8 protein-coding genes and 1 pseudogene are annotated in these 6,898 nt (G+C 66.9%); 4 read left to right on the forward strand and 5 right to left on the reverse strand.

The window, feature by feature from the left end:
• Positions 1-536 precede the first annotated feature (536 nt).
• Positions 537-905 carry a hypothetical protein gene (locus PV396_RS42350; RefSeq protein ID WP_319213701.1) on the forward strand — a complete coding sequence of 123 codons (369 nt, stop codon included), beginning with the start codon at positions 537-539 and terminating at the stop codon, positions 903-905.
• A gap of 307 nt (positions 906-1,212) precedes the next feature.
• Positions 1,213-1,452 (forward strand): annotated as a pseudogene (locus PV396_RS42355) (mobilization protein); the annotation flags it as partial.
• Positions 1,453-2,046: 594 nt separating this feature from the next.
• On the opposite strand, the gene PV396_RS42360 reads toward PV396_RS42355, so the two are convergent.
• Together PV396_RS42360 and PV396_RS42365 are read right to left on the reverse strand one after the other, a co-directional pair.
• Positions 2,047-2,853 (reverse strand): strictosidine synthase, encoded by an 807-nt coding sequence (locus tag PV396_RS42360; RefSeq protein WP_319213702.1) that lies wholly within the window; start codon positions 2,851-2,853, stop codon positions 2,047-2,049.
• A gap of 33 nt (positions 2,854-2,886) precedes the next feature.
• Positions 2,887-3,753, reverse strand: a complete 867-nt coding sequence (locus PV396_RS42365) for an alpha/beta hydrolase (RefSeq protein WP_319213703.1) — start codon at positions 3,751-3,753, stop codon at positions 2,887-2,889.
• Positions 3,754-3,969: 216 nt separating this feature from the next.
• Here PV396_RS42365 and PV396_RS42370 point away from each other — a divergent pair, with 216 nt between their 5' ends.
• On the forward strand, positions 3,970-4,506 hold the full coding sequence (locus PV396_RS42370; RefSeq protein WP_319213704.1) for a hypothetical protein: 537 nt from the start codon (positions 3,970-3,972) through the stop codon (positions 4,504-4,506).
• A gap of 79 nt (positions 4,507-4,585) precedes the next feature.
• On the opposite strand, the gene PV396_RS42375 is transcribed toward PV396_RS42370, so the two are convergent.
• The 3 genes from PV396_RS42375 to PV396_RS42385 are packed head-to-tail and all read right to left on the reverse strand — an operon-like array spanning position 4,586 to position 6,164.
• Positions 4,586-4,768: a DUF397 domain-containing protein gene (locus tag PV396_RS42375; protein WP_319213705.1), complete on the reverse strand. Its 183-nt coding sequence runs from the start codon at positions 4,766-4,768 to the stop codon at positions 4,586-4,588.
• Between the two features lie 9 nt (positions 4,769-4,777).
• Positions 4,778-5,632: a helix-turn-helix transcriptional regulator gene (locus PV396_RS42380; RefSeq protein ID WP_319213706.1), complete on the reverse strand. Its 855-nt coding sequence runs from the start codon at positions 5,630-5,632 to the stop codon at positions 4,778-4,780.
• Positions 5,633-5,639: 7 nt separating this feature from the next.
• On the reverse strand, positions 5,640-6,164 hold the full coding sequence (locus PV396_RS42385; RefSeq protein WP_319213707.1) for a DUF6879 family protein: 525 nt from the start codon (positions 6,162-6,164) through the stop codon (positions 5,640-5,642).
• 112 nt (positions 6,165-6,276) lie between these two features.
• Here PV396_RS42385 and PV396_RS42390 point away from each other — a divergent pair, with 112 nt between their 5' ends.
• Positions 6,277-6,510 carry a hypothetical protein gene (locus PV396_RS42390; protein WP_319213708.1) on the forward strand — a complete coding sequence of 78 codons (234 nt, stop codon included), beginning with the start codon at positions 6,277-6,279 and terminating at the stop codon, positions 6,508-6,510.
• Positions 6,511-6,898 lie beyond the last annotated feature (388 nt).

Consider the following 6,898-nt stretch of genomic DNA (forward strand, 5'->3'; position numbering starts at 1 on the left):
GGCTCCTGACCTGCAGTTTTACTGGAGTGCATTATGTGCGGTGTGGGCGTTACGGGCGATATCTTGACGCTGAAATGACGCTCGTGACGCTCATTTGACGCTCGTTCTGATGGGGCGTCAGGTGCCCGCGCGATCGCCTTCAGCTCCGGCGGCTTGGACAGCGCCGCCAACCACCGAGGAAGGACGGCGGCCCACCGTACGGTGTCGTACCCGTCGCTCTTCTTATGGGGGCATGGCTCCCACTCTCCTTCGTAGGCGAACCGGCCGCGTTTCCTGATGACCACAGCAGGTCGACCTCGGCCGAAGCAAGAAGCGGCCCGGCTCGACAGGCTGCCGTCCCAGGGCAGGGATTTTTTCCTCGCCAGTCCGCCGTGGCGGCCGATGTCACGACCTCTCGCCATCGGTGTACCGACGCGCTTCGCCGGCCATGGGCACGCCTCACTCCCGTGTGAGGCACGGGAGTGAGGGCTGGAAAAGGGTGGTAACGCGAACGTCAGACAGCTTCCGTGGGCTGAACCTCGATGTCGTTTCCGCCGGTGAGAGGGGGGAAGCGGTGCATCCGCCATGAACCTGCGCAGGACGTTCGCGGTCATCCGGGAGACATTGTTGTCACACGCGCCCTCGAACTACTGCTGACTCCGCGTCGGCTGTCGGCCCCCGAGGCACGCGAGTGGGGCCTGATCGCCACGGTCGTCCCCGACGGCAGCGCACGGGGAAGCGCCGAGAAGCTGGCCGCGGAACTGGCAGCAGGGTCGGCCTGGGCACTGGGTCAGACCCGCGCGCTGGTCCGCGGCGCCTGGGCCTCCGACCGGAGCACCGTCGGCCACACGGAGGCCACGACCATCGCCCGGGCCTGTGCCACGCCTGAATCGGCTGCGCTCCTCGAGCGTTTCGCCAAGCGGTAGTTCCACAGCCGGACCACCACACCAAACCTCCAGACCACAAGATCAGTGGTGAGCCGGCTCCCGCGTCGGCACGCAGGGCATCGAGACGGCCGCGGGCAAGGCGCGGGGCACGATCGCTCGGGTTACGCGAGGCCGAGTGCCGTCTTGGCGGCGATGACGGTGTCCATTTCGTCGAGGCCGCTGAGGGGGACGTCGTACCGGGTGCGGTCGTCGATCTGCGTGAGGTGGTCGACGATGTCCTCGACGCTTGGTGCGTGTGCGCCGGGGGCGGTCCATCCCCGGGTCAGTCTGCGGTCAGAGCACTAGCGACGTTCGAGCGGCCGTGCTCGACCACGCCGAGCGAATCCTCGCCGACCCGGCCTGGCCGGCGCTCGCCAGCGTCCTCGGCGACGCCGAAGCCCGCGGCCACCAACCCCACCAACTCCTCAAGGAAGCCGCCGGCCAGCGCGAGCTGGCGACCGCCCGCAAACCTGCCCGCGTGCTAATCACCCGCATTCAGCACACCGGCCGCAACCCAGCACCCAACCGCCTCGCCGAGGCCGCCCGTTAAGAGCCGCACGAGGCGATGGCCGACGCAGATGCGTGCGGCTGCGGCCCGCAGTTCGGATCGCGCCGTGGTGGTAATACGCCGGAACTCGGCTTCGGTGTAACTGCAGGTAGACGTATCGGACTTGGCCCGCCGAGGTGCGCCCGCCAACGGCTGCGATGGTGATGTACGGCGCTTTGGGTAGTTCTAGGACCAGATTCGTCCATGCCGGCACTGCGTTCTCGTCCTCGGGGGCGGGAAAGTCGGCGGCGCCGGCCAGGCCGAAGTGGTTGTAGAAGAAGTCGGGGAGGCGCTTTCGCACGCCACGACCTGGATGTCCGAGTCAGTGGCCAGCTCCCCGAGGGTCTGGATGAGGCGCAGGACGGTCTCGCCGACCATGGGGTTGACGGGCGGGTCGGAGAGGATGATCTTCGCGACCTGGGGTGAGGTGCGCCCGTAGTGGATGGCGCTTTGCTCGCTCTTGGTCCGGCTCCAGATGTGTGAGGGATTTCGAACGGCGACGGGACGCCGGTGGGAGGGGACGACTGGGACGGGATGGACGGGGCGGACGGGTTGCCGAGCGGGTCCGGCGGTCCTGCTCCCGGCCGTTGCCGCTCACTCCTGGTAGTGCGGGAGGATGTCGCCGTTCTTGACGTAGGTGAGGGCGGCGGTGACGTCGTAGGCGTGGATCGCGGAGACCAGCGGTGCCAGCTGGGCGGACAGGTCCTGGATCACGTTGCCGGTGAAGAAGGCGTCCCGTGCTGCGGTGTCGGTGAACCCGAGGATGAGGGAGGCGTGGAAGCGCTGGTCGTGGGGGTTGTCGTGGGCGACGTTCGGGGTGTCCCAGAGCTTTTCGACCCAGGGCAGGAACGTCTGCGTGCGCAGCTCCTTCAGCACTCCGGTTCCGGCGAGCGCAGGGACGAGCTGCTTCTTGATCAACTTCCGGAACTCGGCTGCGCCGGCCTCGTCTCTGCGGCGCAGGTAGACCAGGACGCGGGCACCGACCTTCTCGTCCGGGCCTGCGACGTCGTACCAGCGGGATGAGTTCGGCGGGCCGGTGTAGAGCAGGGTGCGGCGGAACACGTTGATCTCGTCGGCGTAGGCCAGCTTCGTCTGTTCGCGCCCTTTCAGGGGTGCGAGCGCCGATTGGAAGGTGACTTCCGCGACGCCGTCGATCTTCCGGTCGGCGGGGATAGCGGTCTGGACCCCGTCGATGGTCGGCCACCGGCCCGGGTTGTGCTCGGCGAGGTGGATCTGCCGGTACTCCTCCAGGCCCGGGGTGGCGGAGATGATCCCTGAGTGCGGGCCCTTCCAGTGGTCCATGCCGGTCTGGCGGGGCTGATCGGTCCGCACCCACAGCAGGATCGAGGAGGTGAGAGGCTTCTTCACTTCCGGGGGCGCGACGGCCGGTGACGTGCTCATGGTGTTGCCCTTTCCTTCCTGGTCAGGCGGTTGTCATCGGGCGAGGAACTCGACTGCGACTGGGGCGAACTTCTCGTGGTACTGGAAGATGCCGCCGTGACCGGAGTCGGGGTAGATGATCAGCTCGCTGTCCTTGATGCGCCGGTGCAGGTCCTGCGACAGGACCGAGGGCACCATGCGGTCGTTGTCGCCGTTGGCGATCAGCGTGGGCTGGGTGATCTTCGACAGGTCGTCGGGGGCGGAGCGCCCCCACTTCTTGATCGCCTTCAGCTGTGTCTGGAACGCCTTGGTCTTGATGTCCGCGTCGCGGTCGGCGGTGCGTTCCTTGAGCCGGTTGACGAACGCGCGGGCCGCGGGCTTGCCGGTGGCGTTGCGGTTGAAGAACAGGAACTCCTTGGGGTCGGACCGGGTCAGGGTGGCGCGCAGGATGTCCCAGTACGTGATGGCGACCACCTTGTCCATGTCCTTGCCGCCCTTGGGGCCGGTGCCGGTGAGGACGAGCTTGCGGACGAGCTCGGGGTGCTTGACCACCAGGGCCTGGGCGACCATGCCGCCGAGGGAGAAGGAGAAGACGTCGATCTTGTCGTACCCGAGGGCCTTGACGAAGGCGTAGGCGTCGTCGGCCATCGCCTCGATACTGTCCGGGACCTGGCCGGTGGAGGCTCCGACACCGCGGTTGTCGAAGGCGATGACATGACGGCCTTCGGCGATGGGGTCGATGATGCGCGGGTCCCAGTTGTCCAGGGTCGCGGCGAGGTGGACGAAGAAGACGACGGGGATGCCGCCCTTGGGCCCCAGCTCGCGGTAGGCGTAGGTGACACCGCCGGCGGTGACGGTGCGGGCCGGGGCATTCGCGTAGGAGGTGATGACGGGTTCGTTCGGGCTGGCGTTGGTGCTCATGGTGGTTTCTCCTTGCTTGTTTTGTGTCGGTGCGGGCTGGGCCGTCCGCCGCGGTCGCGGCGGGATCAGTGGTTGTCGGCGACACCTTGCTTTTGCCGCGGACGCCACGATGGGAGAGGGGCTGCGCGACCACCCGTTCCGAGCCCGGGACCAGTCAGTCACGAGCGCCGTCAACCGGGAGAGGCTCGTTAACTTACGATCGTAATGCTATCGGGTGTGGCCGAGAACCCGCAAGTGTTCCGAGGTGAGTGGGATCGTGTGGCGGCCTACCGGCCGAGCACCGGCACACGCCGTCAGCCGTCAGCCGTGAACGTCACGGCGGAGACGGGGCGCAGCGTGTGCGGCGGCAAGCGTGCCGCGTCGGCGATGACGGACGCCGGACGATCGCCCGGAAAACGATCACCGCTCTCGCGACCGCCTCTCGGCCCAGACCGCCGTGCCCGGCCTGCCCGGGCGCCGGGCTACCCCCGCATCCTCACCGTCTTCAACGAGGTCACCGGCCCTCTCTGGGGCCGTGGTGTGCGAAGTCCTCGACCACGAATCTACGAGAACATCGAATGCACCCGCGTCAAGCTGAAACGCCTCGTCAGGATCGACGTCCCCACCGAGGCCGATATCGGCAGCTTCCCCATGGGGCAGTGGCCGCGCGAAACCTGCGACCAGTGGTTCTGCCCCAACGTCATCGAGAGACGGACATCACACCACGAACTGCCCTCCGGGTGGGCGTTCACATGGGAGGCCACGCCAACCTGACGGGGAACCTAATGGGGCATACGGTGCAATACGCCTAGATCAAGTGCCCTTTCAGAGGGCCAGCCGAACAATTTCAGCGCTATCCCTGCTTGGCGTACTTCACGAATGCCGTCCAGGTGTGTCGCTGGACGGCCAGGCTTCCCCGGTTGCGGGCCTTCGTGTCCCGAACCATCACGTGCTGCGGGTCGTTGTCGGCCACTTCAACGCAGTTCTCCGTCCCTGTGCAGGAGCTGGTACGCCAGTTCGAGGCCGCAGGCTGCATCTTGATCTCCTAGTCGCTCGGCATTTGATCGAAGTGGTGGATCGCTGTGAGGATGAGGTCTCGGACGGCGCTTCCATGGACCGCTGACTGCTTCAAGAGGGCGAACGCCTTGGTGTACAGCTCGATTTCGCGGGGCTGGGTGATGGAGAACTCCGCCGAGTAGGTCTCGACGAGGACGAGCTTGTCGTCGAACATCGAGAAGGAGTTGCCGGGCCAGATCCCGGTGGGTGAGGATCTGGGGATGATGCCCAGGCTCAGCCGGGGGAGCCTCATCACCGCCAGCAGGCGGTCGAGCCGGCCCTTCATCACGTCCGGGCCACCGAAGTTGGTGTAGAGGGCCAGCTCGCCGAGGACGGCGTTGAAGATCCGGTTGCCCTGGTACAGGTATTGCTGGCGTTCGAGGCGCTTGGCGGTGGCGGCTTCCGCGTCGTCGGGGATCTCGTAGTAGTCGACGACCTGTCTGAAGGTTTCGGCCGCGTATTCTGCGGTCTGGAGCGTTCCCCACATGAGTGTCGGGTGCCAGATGCGGAAGACCTTGGTCTTGGCGTAGACCGGCAGGGCCTTGCGCTGGCGTCGTTCCGCCTCGGTCTGGAGTTGGCGGCGCCACTCGAGCCACAGTTCGTCGATGTGGCGCACCGTGGCTATCAAGTCCTCGGTGTGTTCCTGCTGTTCGGTCTTGACGCACCAGACTCGGATGTCGTCTTCGCTGGGGTTCTGCTTGCCGTTCTCCAGCCGGGAGACCTTGGACTCGGCCCAGCCGGCGGCCACGGCGAATGCCCGGCCGCTCGCGAATCCGGCGTCCTTCCGGAATCCGCGCAGCCGGGCACCCAGTGCCTCGCGTGCTTCTTGGGTTTGGTTATTCACTGATGGGTCAGGGCTTGTACTCGGCGTGGGGGATGGCGGCGGACCAGAGCAGGTCGCGCAAGCGGACGCACGCGGCCACGGTGTCGGGGTCCTCGACGATTTCCGACCCCAGCATTCGGCCCTCCGGGTCGAAGTGGCCGACGGCGAGGAGGCGGTCGTCGTACAGCCACCAGTCGTTGCCGTCGGCCGGGAAGGTGATGCCCTGCGGCAGCCGGTGCCGGGGAAGCCACCGGATGTCCTCGCCGGCCTCCAGGTTGAGGTGGGTCAACGAGTGCTCCCAGCCGACGTACGGGGAGTGTGGCTCCGTGACGACGCGGACGCGCCGGACGGTCTTCCCCTCGCCCGAGACGCGCTTCATAAGCGTCATCCAGGGGTTGAGCCACGCGTAGTCGTCCGGCTCGCCCCGCTGCCACCGCGCGTAGGGCGTGTCCTCGACGGGAGACCCGTAGTCGTCCCTCAGCTCCAGATGGAAGGCGTCGCGTTCGAAGCTGTGGAACAGCTCGTCACGCTGGGCTGGGGTGATCAGGTCCACTGTTGTCCTCCAGCAGGGCCGTGATCGAGGACTTGGGGACCTCGATGCAGGTCTCAATCGCGCTCGCGGCCGTGTCCACGCCGGACGCGCGATCCGCTGGGCTCGCATCCAGATGTGCGTCATCGCCTCGCCCATCGGCGCGTCGGTGGGTGGCTACGTCTGGGACTGGCTGTCCGACGGATGGCGTGTGCCTGCCGAAGCCCTGAAGATCGGCGAGGAGTTCACGCTTCACCTCTCGGCCGGACGCTACAGGTTCATCTGGCCCGCCCGTCCGGTGCGCTTCGTGCCCGTGGTCGGCGGAACCCCTCTGCCCCACCTCGGGGAGGAGGAGCAGGAATGGGACTGAACCCCGCCGCCGAGCTGTGAAGCCTGTTCGACTGGCGAGGTGGGAGCTACTTCAGGTGCGAGCGGACCGGACTTCCCGTGACGGAGATCATTGATATCTCCGTGGCAGGTGAGATTTCCGTCCTCCAAACCTGTCAATGGTGCGTGTTCAGGCTCGAGCAGCTCGACTACGCGATGAGTGAGCGAGCCGTCCGCCGCCCGCGCCCCGGCAGGTCCCCGCCCGCACCGCCTCGTCCCATCACCCAGTGGCCCACCAGCGCGCCACTAGACAGACCGCCCGCCCATGTCGCCTAGAAGTCTGCTGAAAATCTTGTTGTGGGGCTGTCCGGCCGTAGGCCGGGCGGCCCTTTTCGCTATGCGGTGGCGGGGGTGAGGTGCCAGCCGCCGTT

It is taken from the genome of Streptomyces sp. ME02-8801-2C, from assembly GCF_033793965.1.
Taxonomy (GTDB): Bacteria; Actinomycetota; Actinomycetes; order Streptomycetales; family Streptomycetaceae; genus Streptomyces.

Coding starts and splice junctions, on each gene's coding strand:
- PV396_RS42360 (WP_319213702.1), bottom strand. CDS start 2,853: ATGAGCACGTCACCGGCCGTCGCGCCCCCGGAAGTGAAGAAGCCTCTC.
- PV396_RS42365 (WP_319213703.1), bottom strand. CDS start 3,753: ATGAGCACCAACGCCAGCCCGAACGAACCCGTCATCACCTCCTACGCG.
- PV396_RS42375 (WP_319213705.1), bottom strand. CDS start 4,768: ATGCAGCCTGCGGCCTCGAACTGGCGTACCAGCTCCTGCACAGGGACG.
- PV396_RS42390 (WP_319213708.1), top strand. CDS start 6,277: ATGTGCGTCATCGCCTCGCCCATCGGCGCGTCGGTGGGTGGCTACGTC.